The organism is Amycolatopsis stemonae (assembly GCF_054781455.1).
This window is the reverse complement of the sequence record NZ_BAAGUJ010000001.1, coordinates 850,400-873,594: the sequence shown is the minus strand read 5'-3', so window position 1 is coordinate 873,594 and position 23,195 is coordinate 850,400. Positions and strand designations below refer to the sequence as shown.

The 23,195-nt window shown below is 71.5% G+C and carries 26 protein-coding genes and 2 riboswitches; of the genes, 10 read left to right on the top strand and 16 right to left on the bottom strand.

The features are described 5' to 3' along the window. Positions 1-18: 18 nt before the first annotated feature. The 6 genes from ACYVLJ_RS04355 to ACYVLJ_RS04330 form a co-directional block, all read right to left on the bottom strand. Positions 19-687, bottom strand: a complete 669-nt coding sequence (locus ACYVLJ_RS04355; RefSeq protein WP_451969024.1) for a DUF4190 domain-containing protein — start codon at positions 685-687, stop codon at positions 19-21. Positions 688-993: 306 nt separating this feature from the next. Continuing rightward, positions 994-1,878, bottom strand: coding sequence for a hypothetical protein (locus ACYVLJ_RS04350; protein ID WP_451969023.1), 885 nt, complete (start codon positions 1,876-1,878; stop codon positions 994-996). Continuing rightward, positions 1,875-2,351 carry a DUF6932 family protein gene (locus ACYVLJ_RS04345; RefSeq protein ID WP_451969021.1) on the bottom strand — a complete coding sequence of 159 codons (477 nt, stop codon included), beginning with the start codon at positions 2,349-2,351 and terminating at the stop codon, positions 1,875-1,877. The genes ACYVLJ_RS04350 and ACYVLJ_RS04345 overlap by 4 nt, the downstream gene beginning before the upstream one ends. Positions 2,352-2,408: 57 nt before the next feature. Further along, positions 2,409-2,828 carry a hypothetical protein gene (locus ACYVLJ_RS04340; RefSeq protein WP_460437817.1) on the bottom strand — a complete coding sequence of 140 codons (420 nt, stop codon included), beginning with the start codon at positions 2,826-2,828 and terminating at the stop codon, positions 2,409-2,411. Positions 2,829-2,831: 3 nt separating this feature from the next. Beyond that, on the bottom strand, positions 2,832-3,563 hold the full coding sequence (locus ACYVLJ_RS04335) for an OmpA family protein (RefSeq protein WP_451969017.1): 732 nt from the start codon (positions 3,561-3,563) through the stop codon (positions 2,832-2,834). Positions 3,564-3,702: 139 nt separating this feature from the next. Further along, on the bottom strand, positions 3,703-4,512 hold the full coding sequence (locus ACYVLJ_RS04330) for an SGNH/GDSL hydrolase family protein (protein WP_460437816.1): 810 nt from the start codon (positions 4,510-4,512) through the stop codon (positions 3,703-3,705). Positions 4,513-4,767: 255 nt separating this feature from the next. Between ACYVLJ_RS04330 and ACYVLJ_RS04325 the strand changes: the two genes are divergently transcribed. Then, positions 4,768-5,427 carry a DUF3159 domain-containing protein gene (locus ACYVLJ_RS04325; RefSeq protein ID WP_451969014.1) on the top strand — a complete coding sequence of 220 codons (660 nt, stop codon included), beginning with the start codon at positions 4,768-4,770 and terminating at the stop codon, positions 5,425-5,427. Positions 5,428-5,523: 96 nt separating this feature from the next. Here the strand turns inward: ACYVLJ_RS04325 and ACYVLJ_RS04320 are convergent, their stop codons facing one another. Both ACYVLJ_RS04320 and ACYVLJ_RS04315 read right to left on the bottom strand, forming a co-directional pair. Beyond that, entirely contained in the window at positions 5,524-6,483 is a 960-nt protein-coding gene (locus ACYVLJ_RS04320) for an N-acetylglucosamine kinase (RefSeq protein WP_460437815.1), read from the bottom strand. Then, complete coding sequence (locus ACYVLJ_RS04315) at positions 6,480-7,526, bottom strand: SIS domain-containing protein (protein ID WP_451969010.1); 1,047 nt, start codon at positions 7,524-7,526, stop codon at positions 6,480-6,482. Before ACYVLJ_RS04315 ends, ACYVLJ_RS04320 begins: the two co-directional genes overlap by 4 nt. 148 nt (positions 7,527-7,674) lie before the next feature. Here ACYVLJ_RS04315 and ACYVLJ_RS04310 point away from each other — a divergent pair, with 148 nt between their 5' ends. Both ACYVLJ_RS04310 and ACYVLJ_RS04305 read left to right on the top strand, forming a co-directional pair. Next, positions 7,675-8,430 (top strand): GntR family transcriptional regulator, encoded by a 756-nt coding sequence (locus ACYVLJ_RS04310; protein WP_451969009.1) that lies wholly within the window; start codon positions 7,675-7,677, stop codon positions 8,428-8,430. Between the two features lie 39 nt (positions 8,431-8,469). After that, complete coding sequence (locus ACYVLJ_RS04305) at positions 8,470-9,996, top strand: MFS transporter (RefSeq protein ID WP_451969007.1); 1,527 nt, start codon at positions 8,470-8,472, stop codon at positions 9,994-9,996. Positions 9,997-10,003: 7 nt separating this feature from the next. Here ACYVLJ_RS04305 and ACYVLJ_RS04300 read toward each other — a convergent pair whose 3' ends face one another. Further along, positions 10,004-10,954 carry a threonine ammonia-lyase gene (locus tag ACYVLJ_RS04300; protein WP_460437814.1) on the bottom strand — a complete coding sequence of 317 codons (951 nt, stop codon included), beginning with the start codon at positions 10,952-10,954 and terminating at the stop codon, positions 10,004-10,006. Between the two features lie 147 nt (positions 10,955-11,101). On the opposite strand from ACYVLJ_RS04300, the gene ACYVLJ_RS04295 reads away from it, so the two are divergent. After that, positions 11,102-11,869 (top strand): hypothetical protein, encoded by a 768-nt coding sequence (locus ACYVLJ_RS04295; RefSeq protein ID WP_460437813.1) that lies wholly within the window; start codon positions 11,102-11,104, stop codon positions 11,867-11,869. A gap of 3 nt (positions 11,870-11,872) precedes the next feature. On the opposite strand, the gene thiE is transcribed toward ACYVLJ_RS04295, so the two are convergent. Next, on the bottom strand, positions 11,873-12,538 hold the full coding sequence (gene thiE / locus ACYVLJ_RS04290) for a thiamine phosphate synthase (protein ID WP_460437812.1): 666 nt from the start codon (positions 12,536-12,538) through the stop codon (positions 11,873-11,875). 113 nt (positions 12,539-12,651) lie between these two features. Next, positions 12,652-12,757: riboswitch (TPP riboswitch) on the top strand. Here thiE and thiO point away from each other — a divergent pair. The 4 genes from thiO to ACYVLJ_RS04270 all read left to right on the top strand — a co-directional run bounded on the left by thiO (position 12,751) and on the right by ACYVLJ_RS04270 (position 15,314). Beyond that, positions 12,751-13,827: a glycine oxidase ThiO gene (thiO, locus tag ACYVLJ_RS04285; protein ID WP_451968999.1), complete on the top strand. Its 1,077-nt coding sequence runs from the start codon at positions 12,751-12,753 to the stop codon at positions 13,825-13,827. Its footprint overlaps the riboswitch before it by 7 nt. Further along, on the top strand, positions 13,827-14,027 hold the full coding sequence (gene thiS / locus ACYVLJ_RS04280) for a sulfur carrier protein ThiS (RefSeq protein WP_451968997.1): 201 nt from the start codon (positions 13,827-13,829) through the stop codon (positions 14,025-14,027). Before thiO ends, thiS begins: the two co-directional genes overlap by 1 nt. A 1-nt stretch (position 14,028) precedes the next feature. Then, positions 14,029-14,787, top strand: coding sequence for a thiazole synthase (gene thiG, locus ACYVLJ_RS04275; RefSeq protein ID WP_451968995.1), 759 nt, complete (start codon positions 14,029-14,031; stop codon positions 14,785-14,787). A gap of 98 nt (positions 14,788-14,885) precedes the next feature. Then, positions 14,886-15,314 (top strand): MarR family winged helix-turn-helix transcriptional regulator, encoded by a 429-nt coding sequence (locus ACYVLJ_RS04270; protein WP_451968993.1) that lies wholly within the window; start codon positions 14,886-14,888, stop codon positions 15,312-15,314. On the opposite strand, the gene ACYVLJ_RS04265 is transcribed toward ACYVLJ_RS04270, so the two are convergent. Then, positions 15,315-16,121, bottom strand: coding sequence for an ion transporter (locus ACYVLJ_RS04265; RefSeq protein ID WP_460437811.1), 807 nt, complete (start codon positions 16,119-16,121; stop codon positions 15,315-15,317). It lies immediately after the preceding gene. A gap of 59 nt (positions 16,122-16,180) precedes the next feature. After that, the gene (thiD, locus tag ACYVLJ_RS04260) at positions 16,181-17,008 is read right to left on the bottom strand and encodes a bifunctional hydroxymethylpyrimidine kinase/phosphomethylpyrimidine kinase (RefSeq protein ID WP_451968989.1); all 828 of its coding nucleotides are present in this window, start codon (positions 17,006-17,008) and stop codon (positions 16,181-16,183) included. Positions 17,009-17,113: 105 nt separating this feature from the next. Here thiD (ACYVLJ_RS04260) and ACYVLJ_RS04255 point away from each other — a divergent pair, with 105 nt between their 5' ends. After that, complete coding sequence (locus ACYVLJ_RS04255) at positions 17,114-18,124, top strand: phosphatidylinositol-specific phospholipase C domain-containing protein (RefSeq protein ID WP_460437810.1); 1,011 nt, start codon at positions 17,114-17,116, stop codon at positions 18,122-18,124. Here the strand turns inward: ACYVLJ_RS04255 and ACYVLJ_RS04250 are convergent. Beyond that, positions 18,121-19,044, bottom strand: a complete 924-nt coding sequence (locus ACYVLJ_RS04250; RefSeq protein WP_460437809.1) for an NADP-dependent oxidoreductase — start codon at positions 19,042-19,044, stop codon at positions 18,121-18,123. The genes ACYVLJ_RS04255 and ACYVLJ_RS04250 overlap by 4 nt on opposite strands. Before the next feature lie 88 nt (positions 19,045-19,132). Between ACYVLJ_RS04250 and ACYVLJ_RS04245 the strand changes: the two genes are divergently transcribed. Next, positions 19,133-19,528, top strand: coding sequence for a winged helix-turn-helix transcriptional regulator (locus ACYVLJ_RS04245; protein WP_460437808.1), 396 nt, complete (start codon positions 19,133-19,135; stop codon positions 19,526-19,528). Between the two features lie 25 nt (positions 19,529-19,553). On the opposite strand, the gene thiD (ACYVLJ_RS04240) is transcribed toward ACYVLJ_RS04245, so the two are convergent. The 3 genes from thiD (ACYVLJ_RS04240) to ACYVLJ_RS04230 all read right to left on the bottom strand — a co-directional run bounded on the left by thiD (ACYVLJ_RS04240) (position 19,554) and on the right by ACYVLJ_RS04230 (position 23,063). After that, a complete protein-coding gene (gene thiD / locus ACYVLJ_RS04240) occupies positions 19,554-20,357 on the bottom strand; it encodes a hydroxymethylpyrimidine/phosphomethylpyrimidine kinase (protein WP_460437807.1) in 804 nt (267 codons plus the stop codon). After that, positions 20,354-21,988 (bottom strand): phosphomethylpyrimidine synthase ThiC, encoded by a 1,635-nt coding sequence (thiC, locus tag ACYVLJ_RS04235; RefSeq protein ID WP_460437806.1) that lies wholly within the window; start codon positions 21,986-21,988, stop codon positions 20,354-20,356. The genes thiD (ACYVLJ_RS04240) and thiC overlap by 4 nt, the downstream gene beginning before the upstream one ends. Further along, positions 21,982-22,103: riboswitch (TPP riboswitch) on the bottom strand. (Overlaps the previous gene by 7 nt.) 48 nt (positions 22,104-22,151) lie before the next feature. Further along, a complete protein-coding gene (locus tag ACYVLJ_RS04230; protein ID WP_460437805.1) occupies positions 22,152-23,063 on the bottom strand; it encodes a S1C family serine protease in 912 nt (303 codons plus the stop codon). Between the last annotated feature and the right edge of the window lie 132 nt (positions 23,064-23,195).

Here is a 23,195-nt window from a genome sequence, read left to right as displayed (position 1 = left end):
GCCGGCCGGTCGCCAGGCTCAGCCCACGTTCGCCGTGCAGAGCGCGATCGTCGTCCCGCTGTTTTCCGCGACCTTCTTGCCGTCGACCAGAATGGCGCAGCTGATTTCGTTGTTCACGTTCGAATTGCGGGTGTCCGCGGTCAGCGTCAACAGGTACGAACCATTGTTGTAGGACGCCTGGCCTTCCCACGCGTCGGTGCTCGCGGGCGCGTTTTCCGTGCGCTGGTCGGAAAGGCTGCCGTAGCGCACGGTCGCGCCGCCCGCCGAGGTCACCTGGAACGTCACGGAGTGCTTGTCGCCGGCGACCGAAGGCAGGTGCAGGCCGGCCTCGCCGCCGCCGAAGAAGGTCGAGTAGAGCAGCATCCCGGCCGTCGTCAGCAGGGCCGCGATCGTCGCCACGAGCGCGGTGACCGCCAGCCCGCGGTCGCCCACGGTGCCCTTCTTGACCTGGACCAATCCGGCGATCGCCAGGACCAGGCCGATCCCGGCGAGGGGCCACGCGACGTACCCGAAGTCCGGGACGAACGTGACGACCAGGGCGGCCACGCCGAGCAGCAGGCCGATGATCGCCAGGATGTTCCGGCCGGGTTTCGCGTTGGCTTGACGACGCTCCGTGGCCGTCACCGGTGGCGCGGGCCTTCCGTGGCGCGCGGCGGTCGGCGGCGGGTACTGCGGGTCGGTCATCATGCGGACCCCTTCGGGTGGGAGTGCGACGACGTTAACCCATAAGAGTGCCCGCAGACGAAATTGTTACATTCTGGAAAAAGTCATTGTCCCACCATTTTGTGCCAGGTATCGGTATTTCCTGACAACGTGCGCAGGGTGTGGCCCGGTGATCAATGGGAAGAATATCGGAGTTCCCACTGTTCCGTGGCCGGTTCGTCGACCTCGCAGCCGGTATCGTAAATACCGTACGGACATCCCAGTACCGCCGTGGGGCCTACGACGGGTGTCGGCAGGGTCGCCCACGGCGAAAGTCGTATACCGGACTTCTCAGTCGAAAAGGCTCACTTCGGGAGTGATTTCGAGAAGCTCGAAAACGGGACGACCGCGGCGCCCGTCGATCGTCGTCGTGCGGACGACGCGCAGCCGGGCGGTCACCGGGCGGTCGAGGTTCTCCTTGATCTGGTCGAGCAGGTCCGGCGCCACCGCGCCCTGGATCGTCCCGCCCGGCTCGCGGTCGAGGTAGAAGATCCGGCGCCGGGTGCGGACGCCGTCGAGCCGCCCGCGCACCGTCTCGTACCCGACGGCCTCGCGCGACTCGCGGAGGCTGCCCTGCAGGATCCGGGCCTGCTCGGTGGTCATGCTGCGGGTGACCTGCTCGCCGGACGTCGGCGTCAGCGCCATCCCGATGCCCGCGTTCTTCGCCACGGCGTTGACGATGTCGCTCACCGCGTTGCGGACCGTGTCGCGCTGCAGCAGCACGGCGTCGAGCGCGCCGTCGTCGGAGCCGTTCGCCGGCAGGAAGTCGCACAGCTCCTTGACCGCGCGCTCGGACAGCGTCTCGATGCCGTCCACGATCAGCGCGTCGTCGGTGACGTCGAGCTCCGGGAAGCCGAAGAAGATCGCGTTGCCCGCCTGGCCGCGCTGGATCAGCGGCGCCTTGTCGCGGTCGGCCTGCTGGACCTGCGTGACCTCGCCGGACGGGTTCCGGATGATGTGCCCGATCTTGGCCGTCGCGTCCTGCAGCGCGCGGCTGATGTCCGAGAACGTGTACGCGTCGATGGTCTGCTCGCCGATCACCGAGACGTGCAGCAGCGGCGAGCGGGACGTCCGCTCGAACTTGGCGTTGGCCGCCATCGCCGAGGCGCGCGCCAGGTCGTCGAGCCACGTGCCGCCGGGGATCTCGTCGGCGATGCGCCGGAACTCGTTCTTCACCAGATCATCTCCGGGTAGCCCCTGCCGCCTTCGGCCCACACCTCGGCCCAGACGTCTTCGTCGCCCGGGCGGCACAGGAAGCCGTCCAGCATCCCCCCGACCGGCTGAACCTGATCGAGGTACATCGCGGGCTGCCCGACGATCACGCCGCGCAGCGTCAGCAGGCCGTACAGGGCCGAGCGGCCGGCGTCGTCGAGGCGCTTGAGCGCGCCCCACTCGTCCGGGATGAGGACGACGTCGAGGCCGCGCGGCGGGTGCGCGCCGCGGGTGATGAGCTCGCCGCCGACCCAGGCCCGCCCGGACGGCATGATCCGCCGGGCCACGCCGAGGTAGCTGTTGAGCGCGCTGAAGAGGATCTCGCGCTCGTTCTGGTACGGCGCGTCGAACACGAGCCGCTCGTAGACGTCGGCCAGATCGCAGGCGTGGCGGCCCGGCGGCAGGACCTGCTGCGACGTCCAATGGGGGAGCGCCACGCCACCCCCTCCTCGGCCTTCGCTCACAGTGCGTAGCCGAACTTACCAGGATGGGTGTCAGCCACCGCGCCCAGGCTGGTGCGGCCACTGGGGAGTGGCCTCGGGCAGGTCGTCGGCTCCGGGCCAGGCCGGCTCCTCTTCGGTGGGCCAGTCCTCGGCCTGCAGGGCGTGCTGCGGCGGCATCGGCAAGTGCCCTTCGCGGTGGCCCGCGGGTTCGGGTCCGTCGTCGTCGTGGACGGCCTGGGGGCGATCGGTCTCGTGCTGCGCCCAGGCGGCCGGGATGAACTGGGTCTGCTCGGCCGCCAGCGGCTCCGGCTCGGGCTCCGGCTCGTCGTAGTAGTGGTCTTCGGGCACCGGTTCGGCTTTCGGGCGCTGTGCGGTGCGCAGGACGAGCCACGACGTGAGCGCGCCGAGGAGGAAGGCGATGATCAGCCACAGCCAGATCTGCCCGAACAGCCACACCATCTGCTCACTCACCCCTCAAACGACCGTGATCTCGACGCGCCGGTCCTCTTCGCCGCCGGACGGCCGGGTGTCGCCCAGCCCCCGTGCGGTCAGGCGCTCGGCCGTCAGCCCGTTGGTGGTGAGGATCCGCACGACGGCCCTGGCGCGGTCCCGGGAGAGCTTCAGCGCGCCGCTCGCACTGCCCGACCCGAGGGCGGCGTGGCCGGTGACGCGGTACCGGAAGGTCTCCGGCGACTTGGCGATCGCGACCGCGACGGCGACGGCGGCCTGCTCGCCTTCGGGTGTCAGCCGGGCGGTGTCCGGCACGAAGGTGATCGGCGTCTCGGCGAGCATCCGGTCGATCTCGGCCTGCACGCCGGCCTTGTCGGTGGGCGGCGGGGGCGCGGTGGCGGTGGTGGTCGGCGGCGGGCTGCTGCTCTCGGGCGGCGTCGTGCTCGGCGGCGGGCTGCTGGGGGCCACCGGGGTGACGTCCCCGTCGAGCTGGGCGGCGCGGACGCCGTCGACCTTCTGGACGACCTCGAGGGCCCGGAGCGCCTGGTCGGGCGGGAAGCCGCTGAGGGTGGCGTCCCGGCCGTCGAAGCTGACGTTCCCCTTGGTCAGCCCGGCCCCGGCGAGCGCGGCCTGGGCGTCGGAGGTGAGGTCGCGCTGGATGTTGCCGCCCTGAGCCCAGGTGACGACCCCCGCGAGCAGCGCCGTGACCAGCACCGCGATCGGGACCACGAGGATCCAGCGACGACCACCGGGCATAAGGGGAGCGTAAGCCGGGTCCGGCGGGTTGGCGAGCCGGAGGAGGGTGGTGGTCCACAAGTTGTCCCCAGGCGTGTCGACATGGGGACAACTGGCGACCCGGTGATCGCCCGGGTACGGACCGTGGGGCGAACGCCCGTCAGCTGGCCTGCTGGGCGCTGTCGGGCACCTCGAGCACGTCGAGCGGGACCAGCGGGGACAGCTGCGGCCGCTTGGGCGACAGGCCGTCCCCCATGGACTCGCCGCGCAGCTGGCGGCGGATCCAGGGCAGCAGGTGCACCTTCGTCCACGTCAGGTCCGAGCGGCGCGAGTCGATCCACCGGTACGGGTGGTCTTCCGACGGCCACGGCTCGCGCCAGTCGCTCGCCACCGGGACGCCCAGGACCTCCGCCGACTTCAGCGCGATGCGCCGGTGGGCGTCCGGGGAGAAGTGCAGGCGGTCGTCGCTCCAGGCGCGGCGGTCGTGCAGCGGGGCCATCGTCCACAGGTCGACCATCCGGGCGCCGTGGCGCTCCGCGATCGCCCACAGGTGCGTGTTGTAGATCGCCACCTTGCCGCGCAGGACCGACATGACCGAGAGGACCTTCGTGTCCGGCCCGTTGAAGATCAGCACCGGGATCCCCGCCTCGCGCAGCTTCGCGACGCCCTCTTCGAAGCGCTCCGCCACCGCGTCCACGTCCGCCCCCGGGACGATGATGTCGTTGCCGCCCGCGCAGAGCGTGACCAGGTCGGGCTTCAGGTCGAGCGCGATCGGGAGCTGCTCGTCCATGATCTCGTCGAGCATCTTGCCCCGCAGGGACAGGTTCGCGTACTGGAAGCCGGCCCGCCCGGCCGCGAGGATCTCCGCGAGGCGGTCGGCCCAGCCGCGGAACGAACCGTCCGGCAGCTCGTCGTTCAGCCCCTCGGTGAAGCTGTCACCGATCGCCACATAGCTGTCGAATCCGTACACGTTGGGTCCCCTTCCCGTCCTGCGACCGACACTCCCCGACATGTAGTTGTACACCCCAACTAACCATCTGTGTCCCACCGGTGTTCAGCTCGCGGTCACAGTGTCTTATCTTGTCGGCCTTCCCCGCCTCTCTATTACGCAGTCTTCACCTTCGGCATGCCGTGAGACAGCACACTCGAAGGCGAATACCACATCCGATGTGGCGAAAATCTCCCTGCTTGGAGCGCCCGCGCCGCGATCCGGCAGGCTGGACACGTGTCCGCAGAACCCCGTGAGTCGCTCACGCAGATCCTCGGCGGCCGCCGGGGCGCGCTCGACGCCAGCATCCCGCCCGTCGGCTTCGTCGTCGGCTGGCTGGCGGCCGGGCAGTCGATCGCGTGGGGTGCCGGCGCGGCCATCGCGGTCGCCGTCGCGCTCGGTGTCTACCGGATGGTCCGCGGCGGGAAGGTCCGCGCGCTCGTGGTCAGCCTGGCCGCCGTCGTCGCGGCCGCGCTGATCGCCCTGCACACCGGGCGCGCCCAGGACTTCTTCCTGCTGCAGCTGATGTCCAATGTGGCCAGCGCCCTGCTGTGGGCGGCCAGCATCGTGGTCCGGTGGCCGCTGCTCGGCGTCGTCGTCGGCCTGCTGCTGGGCCAGAAGACGCGCTGGCGCCGCGACCCGGTGCTGCTGAAGGCGTACTCGCGCGCCAGCTGGGTGTGGGTGTTCGGCCAGTACACGCTGCGCGTCGTCGTCTACGGCCTGCTGTGGTGGTCCGGCCAGGTGATCGCGCTCGGCGTGGCCCGGACGGTGCTCTCGTGGCCGTTGGTCGCGCTGACCGTCGCGGTGAGCGGCTGGGTGCTGTACCGGGCGCTGCCGCCGGAACACCCCGGACTGCGCCTGGCCCCGGACGGCCCCGACGACGTACCCAGGACATAAGGCGGCCCCCGGCGAGGGGGGAGGGTCCGGGGGCCACTGCCTACGTTACCCGGAACACCCGGGTTCAGTCGATGTTTTGGCGATTTCGCGCCCGGTTTAGGGAAATACTGGTCTAACCACCCCTTCGCCGAAGGCGTCGACGGCGGCGAGCCAGGCCGCCCCGAGGACCCCATCGGAGCTGGTCAGCACCTCGAGGCCGGACAACCCACGGCGGACCAGGGTGCCGACCGGGCTGGTCCCGGTGAGCACCGAGCCGACGAGCACGACCGGGCCCGCCTCGCCGGGCTCGCGCGCGGCGAGGGCGTTGGCGACCAGAAGCTCGGCCGCCCGGGCGACTATCCCGCTCGCCGCGGGCTCTCCCGCGTCGTGCGCCGCGCTCACCAACGGCGCGAACCGGGCCAGCCGGACCGGCGCCTCGGCGTTGGCCGCGGTGATCAGCGCGCGGGACGCGACGAGCCGTTCGGCGTCCGTCCGGACGTCCAAACCGGACGGTCCGAGCGCGGCGGCCAGCACCGCCGACGGGAGCCCGTCGAGCGGCAGCCCGCGGCCCAGAGCCTCCAAAGTGGATCGGACGGCCTCGCGCCCGAGCCAGAACGCGGACCCTTCGTCGCCCAGCAGCCAGCCGTAGCCGCCGGCGGTGCCGGCCAAGCGCCGCTTGCGGATCCGGCCCGCGATCGAGCCGGTGCCGGCGACGAGCACCGTCCCGTCCGGCGCCGACGTCGCGGACGCGTACGCCACTTCGGCGTCGGCCACCACGCGCACGGTTCCGGTGAGCCCGATCCGCGCCCACGCCGCGTCGAAGACCGCGGCCACCGCCGGGTCGCTCAGCTTGCTGACCCCGGCCATGCCGACGACGCACGCCCGCACGGCGCCCGGGTCGTGCCCGCCCAGCGCGGCGGTGATCGCCTCGGCGATCCGGCCCGCGGCGACCCCGGGCGTGTGCGCGTTGGGGTTGGCGCCTTCACCGCGCCCGGTGCCCAGAACGGCGCCGGCGGCGTCGACCAGGGCAGCCCTGGTCGACGTGCCGCCGGCGTCGACGGTGACCGGGAAGCTCACCGCGTCTTGGTCACCTTCAGCAGGCCGCGCGGGCTGTCCGGGTCGCCGCCGCGGGCGAGCGACAGGCCGAGCGCGATCCGCTGGATCGGCAGGATCTCCAGGATCGGCGCCAGCTCCTCGACGGTCTGGGGAACGTCGATGCGCAGCGCGGCGGGGGCCGCCGCCGAGGCCGAACCGACCGCCACGACGTCCGCGCCGCGCTTGCCGACGGCGTCGATGACCTCGCGCATCGCCTCCGCGCCGTGCCCGGCGCTGGTCACCGCGAGCACCGCGGTCTGGTCGTCGACGGCCGCGACCGGGCCGTGCAGCAGGTCCGCGCCGCTGTACGCGCGGGCCGCGAGGTAGCTGGTCTCGGCCAGCTTCAGCGACGCCTCGAGCGCGGTGGCGTAGGAGTAGCCGCGGGCCGTGGTCAGCACGCGGTTGACGAAGCGGTACCGGTCGACGGCGCGCTGCACGCCCTCTGCGGCCCCGTCGAGCGTCTGCTGCGCCAGTTCGCCGATCTTCTCGGCGTCGGCCGCCTTGCCGCCGCGCACGGCGTCGATCAGCAGGTACAGCGCCATCAGCGTCGCGGAGTACGTCTTGGTCGCCGCGACGGCCTTCTCGACGCCCGCGCCGATGTCGACGCCGAGCTCGGACGCCGCACGCAGCGGCGAATCGGGCGTATTGGTCACGGACACCGTCAGCGCGCCCTGGCGCCGCGCCGTCTCGGTGACCTCGATCAGGTCGGGCGAACCACCGCTCTGGCTGACCGTGACGAACAGCACGTCCCGCAGATCGGGCCGCGCGCCGTACAGCGTCGCCGTGGACGGGGAGACAAGACCAGCCGGAAGGCCGAGAAGTACCTCGATCAGGTACTTCGCATACAACGCTGCGTGGTCACTCGATCCACGCGCGGCGAGCAAAGCGAAGCGCGGGGGCCGTTGTGAGATCTTTTCCGCCACCCCGGCGATTTCCGCCTGACGCTCGACCAGTCCCGCCAGGACGTCCGGCTGCTGGGCGATCTCCGCGGCCATGTGCTCGCCGGGCCGTTGTTCGGTCATCATTTTCCTCTCCACCTCCGGCATTATGTACCGGACTCAGGCGGCGTCGGTCAGGTCTAGACCAATGTTAGTAGGGCGGCGGGTTTGGGGAAAAGGGTACGTTTCTTACGGGGACGTGGCGCGCAATGAGGGAAGACATAGGGAGTCGGGCATGTTGGAGACCACCACCACGGGCGAGGCGGGCGCCGTCGCCGGGATCCGCGGGCAGCGCGAGCCCAAGTACTGGGCGCTGAAACAGCACCTCCTCGACCTCCTGGACGTGCTGCCGCCGGGGTCGCCGATCCCGACCGAACGCGCGCTCGCCGGGGAGTTCACGGTCTCCCGCACCACCGTGCGCCAGGCGCTGGCCGACCTGACCGCCGAGGGCCGCCTGCACCGCGTGCAGGGGAAAGGCACCTTCGCGGCCGAGCCGAAGCTCGCCCAGCGGCTGCAGCTGTCGTCCTACACCGAGGACATGCGCCGGCAGGGCCTGAAGCCGTCTTCGAAGCTCCTCGAGCTCGAAGAGCTGCCGGCCGAGGGCGACCTCGCGAAACTGCTCGGAATCCGGACGGGTGCGAAAATTCTTCGCCTTCGACGGCTTCGACTGGCGGACTCGCAGCCGATGGCACTGGAAACCTCGCACCTGCCGGCCGGCCGGTTTCGCGGGCTGCGCAAGCACATCTCGGCCGGCGGTTCGTTGTACGCCGTTCTGCGCGAGCACTTCGGCGTCGAACTCGAACGCGCCGAGGAGTCGATCGAGACGTCGCTCGCGGGTCCGGAAGAGGCGGAGATGCTCGGCGCCGACGTCGGCATGCCGGTGCTGCGGCTGACCCGGCACTCGTTCGCCACCGACGGCAAGCCGGTCGAGTTCGCGCGGTCGGTCTACCGCGGCGACCGGTACAAGTTCGTCACCACGCTGATGCCCTGAGTTGTTGACGGCGATCTCCGGCCGGGGTGAAGTGGCAGGGTGACAGCCACTGAAGACACCGGGATCCGCTGGGGGACGCACGCCGCGCGCGGGGTGCTGGCCACCACGATCCTCGGGTCGGGCATGGCGATGCTCGACGGCACCATCGTCAACGTCGCCCTGCCCCGCATCGGCGCCGAGCTCAACGCGTCCGTCGCCGGGCTGCAGTGGATCCTCGACGGCTACCTGCTGGCGCTCGCCGCGCTCATCCTCGTCGCCGGCTCGCTCGGCGACCGGTACGGCCGGCGCCGCGTGTACCTCGTCGGCGTCGTCTGGTTCGGCGTCGCCTCCGGGCTGTGCGCCGCCGCGGTGTCGACCGAGATGCTCGTCGCGATGCGGATCCTGCAGGGCATCGGCGGCGCCCTGCTGACGCCCGGGTCGCTCGCGATCCTCCAGTCGTCCTTCGCGCACGACGCGCGCGCCCGGGCGATCGGCGCCTGGTCCGGCCTCGGCGGCATCGCGGCCGCCGCCGGCCCGCTGCTCGGCGGCTTCCTCGTCCAGGTCTGGTCGTGGCGGCTCGCGTTCCTGATCAACGTCCCGATCGCGCTGGTCGTCGTGCTGATGGCGCGGAAGTTCGTGCCCGAGTCCCGCGACCCGGACGCGACCGGGCACCCGGACTTCGGCGCCGCCGCACTCGGTGCGCTCGGCCTCGCCGGCGTCACCGGCGCCCTGGTGGAGGCGCCGGTGCGGGGCATCGGCGACCCGGTCGTGCTGGTCGCGGGCCTGCTCGGGATCGCGGGCCTGACCGCGTTCGTCGTCGTCCAGCACCGCTCGCGCGAGCCGCTGGTGCCGCCGTCGCTGTTCCGCGACCGGACGTTCACCCTGGCCAACGCGCTGACCTTCGCCATGTACGCGGCGCTCGGCGGCGTGATGATGCTGCTGGTCATGCAGCTGCAGGTGTCGCTGCACTACTCGCCGACGGCGTCCGGCCTGGCCGGGCTGCCGCTGACGGTGATCATGCTGCTGCTGTCGGGGCGGTCGGGGGCGCTGGCCCAGCGCATCGGCCCGCGGGCGCAGCTGGTGGCCGGCCCGATCGTCGTCGGCATCGGGATGTTGCTGATGTTGCGTATCGCGCCCGGCGCGTCCTACCTGGGCGCGGTGCTGCCCGCGGTCGTCGTGTTCGGGCTCGGGCTGGCGACGGTGGTGGCCCCGGTGACCGCGACGGTGCTCGCCGCGGCCCCGGACCGGTACGCCGGGGTGGCGTCCGGCGTCAACAACGCGATCGCCCGCTCGGGCGGTCTCCTGGCGGTCGCGGTGCTGCCCGCGGCGGCGGGGCTGACCGGCGAGGCGTACGCGGACCCGGTGGCGCTGACCGCGGGCTGGCGGATGGCGCTGGTCATCTGCGCGGTCCTGGCGATCGCCGGCGGGCTGATCGCGCTGGGCATCCACAACGGCGTCCTGGCGCCCCCGGCCGAGCCCGCGCCGCCGGATTCGGACGAGTGCCCGCACCTGGGCGAGTGCTACCACTGCGGCGTCGAGGGCCCGCCGACCCACGTCCGCCGCGGCACCCCGGTGGCCGGCGACTAGCGCCGGTTCAGCCCGCGAGGATCTCCGCGAACACCGCCGGGTCGGCGTTGCCGCCGGAGACGATCGCGACCGTGCGGCCGGCCGGCAGCTCGCCGGCGTGGAACAGGTACGCCGCCGTCGTCACCGCGCCGCTCGGTTCGGCGACCAGCCGGGCCTTGCGGGCGAGGGTGCGCACGGCCTCGCGGATCTCGTCCTCGGTGACCGTGACCATGTCGTCGACGACTTCCCGCAGGTGGGCGAAGGTCAGCTCGGACGGTTGCGCGCGCAGGCCGTCGGCGATCGTGCGGGCGCGGTCGGCCTGCGGCCAGTCGGCGCGGCGGCCCAGCCGCAGCCCCTCGGCCGTGTCGCCGGCCAGCGCGGGCTCGACCCCGATCACGCGGGCGCGCGGGCAGCGCGCCTTGACCGCGGCACCGACCCCGCCGGCCAGCCCGCCGCCGCTGACCGGCACGAGCACGACCTCGACGTCCGGGAGGTCCTCGGCGATCTCGAGGCCCGCGGTGCCCTGCCCGGCGATGACGGCCGCGTCGTCGAAGGGCGCGATGAGGGTCAGGCCGCGTTCGGTGGCCAGTTCGTGCGCTTTGCCCTCGTGCTCGCCGATCGGCACCTCGATCACTTCGGCGCCGTAGGAGCGGGTGGCCTCGACCTTGATCCGCGGTGCGATGTCCGGTACGACGATCACGGCGGGCACGCCGAACCGCTGCGCGGCGTACGCGACCGCTTGCGCGTGGTTGCCGCTGGAGTAAGCGATGACACCGCGGGTACGCCGTTCGTCGTCGAGGGTGGCGATCGCGTTGTACGCGCCGCGCACCTTGAACGCGCCGACCGGTTGGAGGCTTTCGGGTTTGAGCCAGAGGTTTTCGCGAGGATCCCACGTTTGGCGCAACAGGGGTGTGCGCACGGCGACCCCCTGGACGCGCTTCGCCGCGGCTTCGATGTCGGAGATCGTCACCAGTTCCATGTGCCGAGTATGTCAAGAAAGTGTTCGGCCCGTACTGTCTATTGTGGACAGTGGGAGTGGTGCTGCTCACGCTCCGGCAACGCGGGGAGTTCCTCGCGCGCCTTACACGTTGGGAACGGGGAGAAGACTTTCTAGCGGATCGGGATCATGAGCAAGGAGACGGAACAGCCTTCAGGGGAGAAGGAACAGAAGTCGGGCCTGCGCATCGCGCAGGTGCTGGCGGCGGCGCTCGCGGCGGTGACGGCGGCGCTGCTCGGGTCGACGCTCGGCGTCGCCGGCACGGTGGCCGGGGCGGGCGTGGCGAGCGTGATCACGACGGTCGGCGGCGAGATCTACCTGCGCTCGCTGCAGCGCACGAAGGACGCCGCGCTCAAGGCGCGGCAGCTGGCGACGTCCGGCATCCGGCGCCGGGGGCAGGTCATCGCGATCAACGAGATCACCGACCAGCCGCTGCCGTCGGCCGTGCCCATCACCGAGCAGCCGACGGTCCGGCTGCCGAAGCCGGACGGCCCGCTCGAGGAGCAGCCGTCGCGGCTGCGGAAGCTGCGCTGGCCGCTGGTCATCGGCACGAGCGTGGTGGCGTTCGCGGTGGCGATCCTGGCGATCGTCGGCGTGGAGGCGGCGACCGGCGGCAAGGTGGCCGGCGGGACGGGCGCGGGCATCGGCAAGATCTTCGGCAACGGCGGCGGCCAGACCGACAGGACCCCGTCGACCACGCCGACGGCTCCGACGGACGACACGCAGGAGTCGCCCACCCGGACCACGACGACGGAGACGACGACGCCCACCGCGCCGACGACGTCGAGCACCCCGAGCAGCTCGCCGACGCCGACGACCCCGAGCACGACGGCCCAGCAGCCGACGACCTCGGCCCCGCCCACCAGCCAGGGCGCGGCGACCACCCCGACCCCGTAACCGTCAGGGGAGGCGGGCGCGCAGTTCGCGGGCGGCGGACTCGGGGTCCTCGGCCTCGGTGATCGCCCGGACGACCACGATCCGCGACGCGCCCGCTTCGAGGACCGAGGGCAGCCGGCCGGCGTCGATGCCGCCGATCGCGAACCAGGGCCGGCCGGGCGTCGATGCGGCGGTCGAGCGGACCAGGTCCAGGCCCGGCGCCGAGCGGCCCGGCTTCGTCGGCGTCGGCCAGCAGGGACCCGTGCAGAAGTAGTCCACGCCCGGTTCGGCCGCGGCCGCGGTGGCCTGCGCCACCGAGTGCGTCGAGCGGCCGATGACGACGTCCTCGCCCAGGATCCGCCGGGCCAGCGCCACCGGGATGTCGTCCTGGCCCAGGTGGAGGACGTCCGCGCCGACCGCCAGCGCCACGTCCGCCCGGTCGTTCACCGACAGCAGCGCCCCGTGCCGCGCGCAGGCCTCGGCCAGCACCTCCAGCGCCGCGATCTCGGCCGCGGCCTCGAGCGGCGCGCCGCCGGTCTTGTCGCGCAGCTGGATGATGTCGACGCCGCCGGCCAGCGCCGCGTCGGCGAACGCGGCCAGGTCGCCGCGGGCCGTGCGGGCGTCCGTGCAGAGGTACAGGCGAGCGGCGTCGAGCCGGGCGCGGATCTTGTCACCGGAGAGGGCGGGCATGGCGGCGACCGTACCCCGCCGGCGGACGGTCCGGCCAAGACCCGGTGCCGTTGCCGTGAAAGCCATCCGGCCGTGACCGCGCTTGGATTATCGACCAACGGCACGTAGGGTGGACGGGTCCGCACGGGAGCCCGGGGCACGGGCTGAGAGGGAGCTGCCGCTCCGACCGTGGAACCTGATCCGGGTCATGCCGGCGCAGGGAGCGTGATCCCATGACGAACAACCTGGCAGTGGTCGGCGGCGGCGTGATCGGGCTGTCCGCCGCGTGGCGCGCGGCGCGAACCGGCCGAAGCGTCACCCTCTACGACCCCGAACCCGTCCGCGGCGGCGCGTCGTGGCTGGCCGGCGGCATGCTCGCCCCGGTCACCGAGGCCTGGCCGGGCGAGGAGGACGTCCTCAGCCTCGGCGAGGAGTCCCTGCGCCGTTGGCCCGGCTTCGCGCGCGACCTCGCGCAAGAGGGCGTCGACCCCGGCCTGGCCGAGCACGGGACGCTGGTCGTCGCCTTCGACAGCGCCGACGCGGGGTACCTCGACATCCTCGCCGGTCACCTGCACGCGCTGGGCCGCACGGCCGAACGCCTCACCGGCCGGGAAGCCCGGCGGCTCGAACCGGGCACCGGATCCGTCCGAAGTGGACTCCACGTGCCCGGCGACCTGGCCGTGGACAACCGGAAACTGCTCAACGCGCTGTACGCGGCCTGCCAGGAACGCGATGTGCGGTTCGTCCGGGAACGCGTGGCCGCCCCGCCGGACGCGGACGCCGTCGTGCTCGCGGCGGGCGCGTGGACCGGGCGGCTGCACCCGCGGCTCGCCGGGGCGGTCCGCCCGCTCAAGGGCGAAATCCTCCGGCTCCGGCCCCGGCGCGGCTGCCTCCCGCCGCCGAAACGCACGGTTCGCGCCGTCGTCGAGGGGCACCCGATCTACCTCGTGCCGCGCGGCGACCAGGAGCTCGTCCTCGGCGCGACGCAGTACGAAGCGGGCTTCGACCAGGCCGTCACCGCCCGCGGGGTCCGCGAGCTGATCGAGGGCGCCGAACGGGTGTTCCCCGCGATCACCGAGTACGAGCTGGTCGAGACCGCCGCGGGCCTGCGGGCCGGCAGCCGGGACGTGCTGCCGTACATCGGCGTCCTGGACGACGGCGTCTTCGCCGCGACCGGGCACCACCGCAACGGCCTGCTCATGGCCCCCGTGACCGCGGACGCCGTGGTCGCGTGGCTCGAAGGCGAGAAGCCGCCCGAAGGCGTCGAAGCGGCTTCGCCCGACCGCCTGCACCAGAAGGAGCACGTGTGATGGAGATCAAGCTCAACGGCCGGTGGACGGAGTTCCCGGACGGCGCGACCGTCGCCGACGTCCTCGACGCGTCCGGCGGGCAGCGGCCCGGCATCGCCGTCGCGGTCGACGGCGTCGTCGTCCGCCGCACCGACTGGGCCACCACGGCCGTGCCGAAGGGCGCGGGCGTCGACGTGCTCACCGCCGTCCAGGGAGGCTGAAATGGAGACGGAACCGCTGGTCATCGGCCCCTGCAAGCTGACGTCCCGGCTGATCATCGGCACCGGCGGCGCGGCCAACCTCGCCGTGCTCGAACGCGCGCTGGTCGCGTCCGGCACCGAGCTGACCACGGTCGCGATGCGCCGCGCGGACGCCGAGGGCGGCTCCGGTGTCCTCGAACTGCTCACCAAGCTCGGGATCGAGCTGCTGCCGAACACCGCGGGCTGCCGCACGGCCGCCGAAGCCGTGCTCACCGCGCAGCTCGCGCGGGAGGCCCTCGGCACCGACCTGGTCAAGCTCGAGGTGCACGCCGACGACCGGACGTTGCTGCCGGACCCGTTCGAGACCCTCGACGCCGCCGAACGGCTGACCGCCGACGGGTTCACCGTGTTCGCCTACACGAACGACGACCCGGTGCTGGCCCTGCGCCTGGAGGAGGCCGGCTGCGCCGCGGTGATGCCGCTGGGCGCGCCGATCGGCACCGGCCTCGGCATCCGGAATCCGCACAACATCGAGCTGATCGTCTCCCGGGCGGGCGTGCCGGTGATCCTGGACGCCGGGATCGGCACGGCGTCCGATGCGACGCTGGCGATGGAGCTCGGCTGCGACGCCGTCCTGCTCTCGACGGCCGTCACCCGGGCGGCGGACCCCGAACGGATGGCGTCGGCGATGCGATCGGCCGTCGTCGCCGGTCACCTCGCGCGCAGCGCCGGCCGCGTACCGCAGCGGTTCTGGGCGCAGGCTTCGAGTCCACCCCGGTGAACCAGGGTGCCTTAACGCCGAACGTGCACGGCGAGCCCGTAAGGTGGACGGCACTTTCCGGCGCATCCGCGGCGGGGCCAGGGCAGAAGGAGCCAGCCGTGACCACATCGGTTCAGGACACCTCGGGCAGGTTGTACCTCGCCGTCGGCAGGCTGTCCCGGTCGTTGCGCCAGGCCGGCGTGCCCGGGCCGGGCCACGGCGCCATCTCGGCCCTCGCGACGCTGGTGATCTCCGGTCAGCTGCGCCTCGGCGACCTCGCCGCGAAGGAGGGCGTCGCCGCGGCGACCATGTCGCGGATCATCGCGTCCCTGGTCGAAGCGGGGTACGTCAGCCGCGAGTCCGACCCGGTCGACCGGCGCGCCTGGCTCGCGAAGGCGACCGAAGAAGGCGAGCGGCTGGTGTCCGGCGTCCGGTCGACGCGGGTCCAGGAGCTGAACCGGCGCCTCGACCGCTTGACGCCCGAGCACCGCGAAGCGCTGACGGCGGCGCTCCCGGCACTCGAAGCCCTGATCGCCGACGAGGGCTGACTAGGGGACCCGCTCCCGGCGCAGCTGGGCGAGTTCGGCGCGGACGGCGCGCAGCTCGTCGAGGATCTCCTGGTTGGCCGCGGCCTGTGCTTCGGCCTGTTTCGCCTCTTCCTCGCGGATGTCCTGGCGCAGCTCGTCTTCCATGCCGCTGACCACGACGGCGATGAAGAGGTTCAGCACCGCGAAGCTGGACACCAGGATGTAGACGACGAAGAAGATCCAGGCCATCGGCGCCTGTTCCATGATCGTCTTCGCGATGTCCGGCCACGCTTCGCCGGTCATCACCTGGAACAGCGTGAACAACGACGTGCCGAGGTCGCCGAAGTCGCCCGGGTCGATGACGCCGAACAGCTTCGTCGCCATGACGCCCGCGACGAAGATGATCAGGGCGAGCAGTGCGGCGATCGAAGCCATCCCGGGAATCGCGGCGAGCAGCCCGGAGACGACCTTCCGCATCGACGGCACGACCGAGATCAGCCGCAGCACGCGGAGCACGCGCAGCGACCGCAGGACGGCGAACGGCCCGGTCGCCGGGATCACCGCGATGCCGACGACCAGCAGGTCGAAGACGTTCCAGTGGTCGCGGAAGAACCCGCCGCGGTAGGCGTAGAACTTCGCCAGCAGCTCGGCGACGAAGACGCCGAGCGCGATGTGGTCGAGGGTGTGCAGGAGCCCGCCGAAGCCGTCCATCAGCGACGTCGACGTTTCCATGCCGAGCGTGACCGCGTTGAACACGATCACCGCGATGATGAAGTTCTGGAAGCGGCGGTCTTCGAGGACCTTCGCCACCCGCTCGCGTCCGGTCAAGGCCGCCCCCCGCGTGAGTCAAGGATCAGTAAACGCAGGGATGGTAACCGGGCCGGTGCTCAGCGTTCTTCGGGTGCCAGCCGCCAGAAGGCCGAGACCGGCCCGACCTTGGCGCCCATCGGGTACGCGTGCTCGACGGCGTGCGAGACGAACCACTTGCCGTAGCGGGCCGCCTCGACCACGGACATGCCCTTCGCGAGCCCGGCGGTGAGCGCCGACGCCATCGTGTCGCCCGCGCCGTGCGTGTGCGGTGTCGAGTAGCGCCTGCCGGGCAGCTCCACGAACGTCGAGCCGTCGAACAGCAGGTCCACGCACTCGGGGTCCGCCTGCAGGTGGCCGCTCTTCACCAGGACGTACCGGGGGCCCATCCGGTGCAGCACCACGGCCGCGGTGTGCATGCCTTCGCGGTCCTTCACGGTCATGCCGGTGAGCAGGCGGACCTCGTCGAGGTTCGGCGTCAGGACCGTCGCGCGCGGGAGCAGTTCGTCGCGCAGGGCGTGCAGGCCCGCTTCGTCGAACAGCGGGTGGCCGTGCATCGACGCCGCGACCGGGTCGACGACGAACGGGATCTTCTCGTCGCGTCCGATGTCCGCGTTGTCGCACGCCGCCGCGACCGCGTGGATGATCCCGGCCGAGGCCAGCATGCCCGTTTTCGCCGCGCCCACGCCCATGTCCGACGCGACGGCCTCGATCTGGCCGGCCACGATGTGCGGCGGCAGGTCGGCGCGGTCGTGCACGCCGAGGGTGTTCTGGACCGTGACGGCCGTGACCGCGACCAGGCCGTGCACGCCGCAGGTCAGGAACGTGCGCAGGTCCGCCTGCAGCCCGGCGGCGCCACCGGAGTCCGACCCGGCGATGGTCAACGCGGTCGGCAGGCTCGTCGTCATGGTGGTTTCCCGACTTCTGGTCTAGGCCAATCAGCCTCTTTTGCTTCATCAACAGTCAACCACGGTGGGACATTGTGAACGTTACTCACGTTCGAAGGAGCCTGGATGAAGCTCTTCTCGGTGGCAATCCTCACGGCGGCGCTCGCGCTCTCGGGGGCGACGGCGGCGCACGCGGACAGCCCGAAGCTGTCCCACGTCACGACCGTCGGCGTGCACAACACGTACGACCCGGCGGCCTACGGCTACCTGGCGCAGGCGCTCGACGCCGGCTCGTCGCTGATCGAGCTGGACGTCTGGCCGGACTTCTTCACCCACGAGTGGAAAGTCAGCCACTCGAACCCGTTGGGGAACAACAACAACTGCGTCGCGGCCACCTCGGCGTCGCAGCTGTACAGCGGCGGGACGAACAAGAACCTCGAGTACTGCCTCGACGACATCCGGATCTGGCTGGCCGCGCACCCTGGGCACACGCCGATCACGCTCAAGCTGGAGATGAAGACGGGCTTCTCGGCCAACACCGGCATGGGCCCCGCCCTGCTCGACGCCACGTTCAAGGCGCACCTCGGCAGCGTCGCGTTCCGCCCGGCCGAGCTGCTCGGCAGCTACGCCACGCTCGACGACGCGGCCAAAGCGGACAACTGGCCGTCAGTGGACGCGCTGCGGGGCCGGGTGATCACGGAGATCATCCCGGGCACCGTCGAGGAGGGGAACCCGACCGACACGCTGCACACCGATGTCGAGTACGCGCAGTACCTGCTGGGCCTCAAGAACGCGGGCAAGCTGGGCGACGCGAACATCTTCCCGACCGTGCACGGCGCGGCCGGCGGTGACCCGCGGGACAAGTACACCGCCGACCTCAAGCCGTGGTTCGTCGTGTTCGACGGCGACGCGAACGCGTGGGTGACGCAGACCGGGCCGTGGTGGTACGACGCCAACCACTACTACGTGGTGATGACCGACGCGCAGAACGTCGCGCCGGCCATCGACGCCCACAACCCGACGGTCGACCAGGCCAACCAGCGCGTCGCCGACCTGGCGAAGCAGCACACGTCGGTGGTCACGGCCGACTGGACCGGGCTCACGACGGTGCTGCCGCAGGTGCTCGCCCGGGGTTAGACCGTCAGCACGAGCTTGCCGGACACCCGGCCGGACTCACCCAGCTCGTGCGCCTTGGCGGCTTCTTCCAGCGGGAAGGTCTGCTCGACGCGGACCTTCAGGCGGCCGGCCTCGATCAGCTCGACGAGGCCGGCCAGCCCGCCGCGGTCCGGCTCCACGAGGATCCGTTCCACCCCGACACCGCGTTCGGCGGCCTGCTGCGCCACGCGGTCGGCGACGCCGCTGGGCACGCCGATCAACAGCCCGCCCGCCTTGATCGCGGGCAGCCAGCGCAGATCGCTCTCCTCACCGACAAGTCCGAAGTAGACGTCCACGTCGGACGTCGTCGCTTCCGGGTCGTGGTAGTCGATCGGCTCGTCGACGCCGAGTTCGCGCAGGAAGCCGTGCTTGCCCGCACTGGCCGTGCCGATCACGTAGGCGCCGCGCGCCTTGGCGATCTGGACGGCGAGGTGGCCGACCCCGCCCGCGGCGGCGTCGACGAACACGCGCTGCCCCTCTCGGACGTTCGCGACGTCGACCAGGCCCTGCCAGGCGGTGAGCCCGGCCAGCGGCAGCGCGGCGGCCTCGGCGAACGACAGCGCGGCGGGCTTGCGCACGAAGTGCCGCGAGGGCGCGGTGACGTACTCCGCGTAGGCGCCGGCCGGGCGCGGGAACCACGGCATGCCGAGGACTTCGTCACCCTCCCGGACGCCGGTCGCGCCGAAGCCGGCCTCTTCGACGACCCCGGCGACGTCCCAGCCGACGGTGAACGGCGGCTCACCGAGGAACCCGCCGCCGGCCCGCACCTTCCAGTCGACGGGGTTGATGCCGGCGGCCTTCACCCGCACCAGGACCTCCGTCGGCCCTGGTTCCGGCCGCGGTGCTTCGGTGACGCTCAGCACCTCCGGCCCGCCGAGTGCCTGCTGGGTCACGATGCGCATCTCCACACTCCTTCTCTTCGGGTTCTCCTATACTCGGAGCGTTCGTCACTTTTCGCTAGAAGGCACTTCCGAGTGAAGTAGGTACCTGATGGAAACCACCTGTGACCAGGACGGACCCTGGGACGTCTATCTCCGGAGCTGTCCCTGCCGGGACGTGCTGGACCTGCTGGCCAACAAGTGGACGGCGCTGATGCTGGGCGCGCTGGCCCGCGGCCCGCACCGGTTCGGCGAACTGCGCCGCGCCGTCGACGGCATCAGCCAGAAGATGCTGACGCAGAACCTCCGCCAGCTGGAGCGCGATGGTTTCCTCACGCGCACCGTGTACCCGACAACGCCGCCGACAGTCGAATACGCGCTGACGGACATGGGCGCGGAGGTGGGCGCGCACCTGATCGCGCTGAGCGCGTGGTCCCAGGCGAACTTCGGCCGCATCCGCGCGGCCCGCGAGACCTACGACGGCCGGGAGCTGCAGCCGGTCCGCTGATGGCTCGCGGCGTGTCGCCGGACGCTCACGACGACTGCGGCAGGACCCAGAACGGGGAGACCGGGCCGACGCCTGCGCCCAGGGGGTAGGCCTCCGCCACGCAGCGCTCGATGAACTTCTTGCCCGCTGCCACCGCGTCCGGTACCGAGGCGCCCTTCGCCAGCGACGACGTGATCGCCGACGCCAAGGTGTCGCCGCCGCCGTGGGTGTTTTCCGTCTCGTAGCGGGGGCCGCTCAGCGAGATGAATTCGCGGCCGTCGGAAAGCAGGTCGACGCACTCGGCCGTGCCTTCCATGTGGCCGCCCTTGACCAAGACCCACTGGGAGCCGAAGCCCAGCAGGGCCTCGGCGGCAGCGCGCTGGGAGGCCGGGTCGACGACGGAAACGCCGGTCAGCAGCCGGACCTCGTCCAGGTTCGGCGTGATCAAGGTCGCGCGGGGGAACAGCTCCGTGCGGATCGCCTCCAGGGCGTCCTCGCGCAGCAGGGCGTGCCCGGTCATCGACGCCGCCACCGGGTCGACCACGAACGGGCCGACCTCGACCTCGTCCAGGGTTTTCGCCACCGCGCGGATGATCTCGGCCGAAGCCAGCATCCCGGTCTTCGCCGCGTTGACGCCCATGTCGGACGCCACCGCCTTGATCTGCGCGGTGACGACGTCGGCGGGGATCTCCGTGAAGCCTTGCACACCCAGGGAGTTCTGCACGGTGACCGCGGTCAGCGCGACGAGCCCGTGGACGCCGTGCGCGAAGAACGTCCTCAGGTCCGCCTGGATGCCCGCACCACCGCCGGAGTCGGATCCGGCGATGGTGAGGGCGGTGGGCGGTGTCACGGCTGCACCACGGGCAGGTAGACCTTGCCGCCGGACTCGGTGAACTCCGCCGACTTCGAAGCCATCCCGGCCTCGATGGCTTCCACAGTGGACAGACCGTGTTCCTCGGCGTACTTGCGGACGTCCTGCGTGATCCGCATCGAGCAGAACTTCGGACCGCACATCGAGCAGAAGTGCGCGGTCTTGGCCGGCTCGGCGGGCAGCGTCTCGTCGTGGAACGACCGCGCGGTGTCGGGGTCCAGCGACAGGTTGAACTGGTCGTTCCAGCGGAACTCGAAGCGGGCCTTCGACAGCTCGTCGTCCCACTCCTGCGCGTACTTGTGCCCCTTGGCCAGGTCGGCGGCGTGCGCGGCGATCTTGTACGTGATCACGCCCGTCTTGACGTCGTCGCGGTTCGGCAGGCCCAGGTGCTCCTTCGGCGTGACGTAGCACAGCATCGCCGTGCCGTACCAGCCGATCTGGGCCGCGCCGATGGCCGACGTGATGTGGTCGTACGCCGGCGCGATGTCCGTCGCTAGTGGACCGAGCGTGTAGAAAGGTGCCTCGCCGCAGAGCTTCTCTTCCAGCTCGACGTTCTCCTTGATCTTGTGCATCGGCACGTGGCCGGGGCCTTCGATCATCACCTGGACGTCGTGCGACCGCGCGATGTGCGTCAGCTCGCCGAGGGTTTCCAGCTCGGCGAACTGGGCGCGGTCGTTGGCGTCGGCGATCGAGCCGGGACGCAGGCCGTCACCGAGGGAGAACGTGACGTCGTACTGCCGCAGGATTTCGCAGAGCTCTTCGAAGTGGGTGTACAAAAAGGACTCTTGGTGGTGCGCCAGGCACCACGCGGCCATGATCGACCCGCCGCGGCTGACGATCCCGGTGACGCGCCGCGCGGTCAGCGGGATGTAGCGCAGCAGCACGCCGGCGTGCACCGTGACGTAGTCGACGCCCTGTTCGCACTGCTCGACGATGGTGTCGCGGTAGATCTCCCACGACAGCTTTTCCGGTTCCCCGTCGACCTTTTCCAGGGCCTGGTAGATCGGCACCGTGCCGACCGGGACCGGCGAGTTGCGGATGATCCACTCGCGCGTCTCGTGGATCCGCTTGCCCGTCGAAAGGTCCATGATCGTGTCGGCACCCCAGCGGGTCGCCCACACCATCTTGTCGACCTCTTCCTCGACCGACGACCAGACGGCCGAGTTGCCCATGTTGGCGTTGATCTTCACCAGGAAGTTCTTGCCGATGATCATCGGCTCGGACTCGGGGTGCCTGCGGTTGACCGGGATCACCGCGCGCCCGCTCGCGACCTCGTCGCGCACGAACTCCGGCGCAACCCGTTCGCGGGCGGCGATGTACTCCATCTCCCGCGTGATGACACCCTGTTTGGCCCACCCGAGCTGGGTGTTGTGCGCACGGCCGTCGGCCCACCCGGCGCGCAGCCGGTGCAGTCCACTGTGGACGTCGATCGACACGTCGGGATCGGTGTACGGGCCCGAAGTGTCGTAGACGTCGAAGTGTTCGCCGTTGGAGAGATCGATCCGGCGCGCCGGAACCCGCAGTCCGGATTCGGTCTGGTGGTACGTCTTGTGCGATCCGGTGATCGGACCCGTGGTGACGGAGACGTGCTTGTTTTCCAGCGTCGTCAACGACTTTCACTCCCTACGCCGGCATTACCCGGTCAGGTTCATGCGGTCGGTGACGCCTGCCCGAAGCAAGTCACCCTCTCAGCCCGCCATGGCGCGAGCTCCCGCGTTGGTGTTGTGCCCCCGACCATGCCACGCCGGGAGCGCATACTCAAGTCCGCTCACCTCACCCGACCAACTCGGCGGGGGTCGCGTACACGTCGACCATGGCTCCGTTGCGCAGCACAGTGATCGGCAGTGCGGTGCCGATCACCTCCGCGAACAGCTGCCGCTGGATGCCCTGGGCGTCCGAGACGCGGGCGCGCCCGACGGTCAGGACGAGATCGCCCGCGTGCAGCCCGGCGCGGTCGGCGGGCCCGCCCGCGACCACCTCGTGGACCCGCAGCCCGGCGGCTTGGCCGGTGCGCTCGGCGACGTCGTCCGGCAGCGGCGCGGGCACGCCGACGACGCCGAGGTACGCGCGCCGCACCCGGCCCTCGACGACGAGCGTGTCGATGATCCGCCGGGTGGTCGCGTTGATCGGCACGGCGAGCCCGAGCCCGACGCCGGCGACGGCGGTGTTGACGCCGACGACGCGGCCGGCGGAGTCGGCGAGCGCGCCGCCGGAGTTGCCCGGGTTGAGCGCCGCGTCGGTCTGGATGACGTCCTCGATCACGCGGGTGGTGCGCCCCTGCCGCACCGGCAGCGCCCGGCCGAGCGCGCTGACGACGCCCGCGGTGACGGTGCCGGAGAACCCGAGCGGGCTCCCGATGGCCACGACGAGCTGCCCGACGACGAGCTGGTCGGCGTCGCCGAGCTGGGCGGCCGACGGCGTCTCGCCACGCGCCCGCAGCACGGCGAGGTCCGACAGCGGATCGGCGCCGACGACGTCGAAGGGCACTTCGCTGCCGTCGGCGAAGGTCGCGACGCCGCGGCGGTGGTCGCCGACGACGTGGGCGTTGGTGAGCAGGTGGCCGTCGTCGGCGAAGACGACGGCCGAGCCGCCGCCACGTGCGAGCTGCACCCCGGCGACGTGCGGGGTGACGGTCTTGGCGACGGTGCTGACCGCGCGCGAATAGGCGTCCATCGCCTCGTCCATGGATGCACCTCGATTACACCGTTGCAGGTACTACAAGTGTGCGCCCGAACGAGGTGGGCGCGGGTTCGCTGTCCGTGAACCGCCGACCGGACCAGTGACGGTCAGTGGTTCACCGGTTCGGACCATGCGCCG

Excerpts from the sequence above, each read along its gene's own strand:
- ACYVLJ_RS04355 (WP_451969024.1), bottom strand. The coding sequence starts at position 687 with ATGATGACCGACCCGCAGTACCCGCCGCCGACCGCCGCGCGCCACGGA.
- ACYVLJ_RS04335 (WP_451969017.1), bottom strand. The coding sequence starts at position 3,563 with ATGCCCGGTGGTCGTCGCTGGATCCTCGTGGTCCCGATCGCGGTGCTG.
- ACYVLJ_RS04315 (WP_451969010.1), bottom strand. The coding sequence starts at position 7,526 with ATGATGACCGAACAACGGCCCGGCGAGCACATGGCCGCGGAGATCGCC.
- ACYVLJ_RS04310 (WP_451969009.1), top strand. The coding sequence starts at position 7,675 with ATGTTGGAGACCACCACCACGGGCGAGGCGGGCGCCGTCGCCGGGATC.
- ACYVLJ_RS04300 (WP_460437814.1), bottom strand. The coding sequence starts at position 10,954 with ATGGAACTGGTGACGATCTCCGACATCGAAGCCGCGGCGAAGCGCGTC.
- ACYVLJ_RS04295 (WP_460437813.1), top strand. The coding sequence starts at position 11,102 with ATGAGCAAGGAGACGGAACAGCCTTCAGGGGAGAAGGAACAGAAGTCG.
- thiE (WP_460437812.1), bottom strand. The coding sequence starts at position 12,538 with ATGCCCGCCCTCTCCGGTGACAAGATCCGCGCCCGGCTCGACGCCGCT.
- thiO (WP_451968999.1), top strand. The coding sequence starts at position 12,751 with ATGACGAACAACCTGGCAGTGGTCGGCGGCGGCGTGATCGGGCTGTCC.
- thiS (WP_451968997.1), top strand. The coding sequence starts at position 13,827 with ATGGAGATCAAGCTCAACGGCCGGTGGACGGAGTTCCCGGACGGCGCG.
- thiG (WP_451968995.1), top strand. The coding sequence starts at position 14,029 with ATGGAGACGGAACCGCTGGTCATCGGCCCCTGCAAGCTGACGTCCCGG.
- thiD (WP_451968989.1), bottom strand. The coding sequence starts at position 17,008 with ATGACGACGAGCCTGCCGACCGCGTTGACCATCGCCGGGTCGGACTCC.
- ACYVLJ_RS04255 (WP_460437810.1), top strand. The coding sequence starts at position 17,114 with ATGAAGCTCTTCTCGGTGGCAATCCTCACGGCGGCGCTCGCGCTCTCG.
- ACYVLJ_RS04250 (WP_460437809.1), bottom strand. The coding sequence starts at position 19,044 with ATGCGCATCGTGACCCAGCAGGCACTCGGCGGGCCGGAGGTGCTGAGC.
- ACYVLJ_RS04245 (WP_460437808.1), top strand. The coding sequence starts at position 19,133 with ATGGAAACCACCTGTGACCAGGACGGACCCTGGGACGTCTATCTCCGG.
- ACYVLJ_RS04230 (WP_460437805.1), bottom strand. The coding sequence starts at position 23,063 with ATGGACGAGGCGATGGACGCCTATTCGCGCGCGGTCAGCACCGTCGCC.